General features: G+C 43.6%; 1 protein-coding gene. It reads right to left on the bottom strand.

Going from position 1 to position 1,146, the window contains the following annotated elements; genetic code table 11:
- Positions 1 to 1,146: BspA family leucine-rich repeat surface protein (locus tag ES676_RS14565; RefSeq protein ID WP_148371051.1), on the bottom strand; the 1,146-nt coding region annotated here is incomplete at both ends.

Raw genomic sequence — 1,146 nt, forward strand, 5'->3', positions numbered from 1 at the left:
TTGGTTCTGCTGCTTGTGTTCCTGTTACAACCCATTCGCAAGTACCGTTATTAAACGTTGCCGTTTCATAACATTCTGTGATTGGTTCTGATTGTTGTGTTCCTGTTACCTCCCATTCGCAAGTATCGTTATTAAACGTTGCCGTTTCATAACATTCTGTCGTTGGTGCTGCTTCTTGTGTTCCTGTTACCTCCCAAATACACGTATCATCATTAAACGTTGCGGTTTCATAACATTCTGTCGCTGGCGCTGCTGCTTGTTCTCCTGTTACATCCCAACTACATGTATCATTATTAAACGTCGCCGTTTCATAACATTCTGTCGCTGGTGCTGCTGCTTGTGTTCCTGTTACATCCCAAAGACACGTATCATTATTAAACGTCGCCGTTTCCCAACATTCTGTCGCTGGTGCTGCTGATTGTGTTCCTGTTACATCCCAACTACAAGTTGTATCATTAAACGTTGCCGTTTCATAACATTCTGTGGTTGGCTCAGTTGCTTGTGCTCCTGTTACAACCCAACTACACGTATCATTATTAAACGTTGCCGTTTCATAACATTCTGTCGCTGGTGCTGCTGCTTGTTCTCCTGTTACATCCCAACTACACGTATCATTATTAAACGTCGCCGTTTCCCAACATTCTGTCGCTGGTGCTGCTGATTGTGTTCCTGTTACAACCCAACTACACGTATCATTATTAAACGTCGCTGTTTCCCAACATTCTGTCGCTGGTGCTGCTGATTGATCTCCTGTTACCTCCCAACTACAAGTATCATTATTAAACGTCGCTGTTTCCCAACATTCTGTCGTTGGCTCGGTTGCTTGATCTCCTGTTACCTCCCAAGTACAACTTTCTGTATTAAACGTCGCTGTTTCCCAACATTCTGTCGCTGGTGCTGCTGATTGTTCTCCTGTTACATCCCAAATACACGTATCATTATTAAACGTTGCCGTTTCATAACATTCTGTGTTTGGTGCTGCTGATTGTGTTCCTGTTACAACCCAACTACACGTATCATTATTAAACGTTGCCGTTTCATAACATTCTGTCGTTGGCTCGGTTGCTTGATCTCCTGTTACCTCCCAAGTACAACTTTCTGTATTAAACGTCGCTGTTTCCCAACATTCTGTCGCTGGTGCTGCTG

Origin of the sequence: Bizionia saleffrena (assembly GCF_008086175.1) — a bacterium.
Lineage (GTDB): Bacteria > Bacteroidota > Bacteroidia > Flavobacteriales > Flavobacteriaceae > Bizionia > Bizionia saleffrena.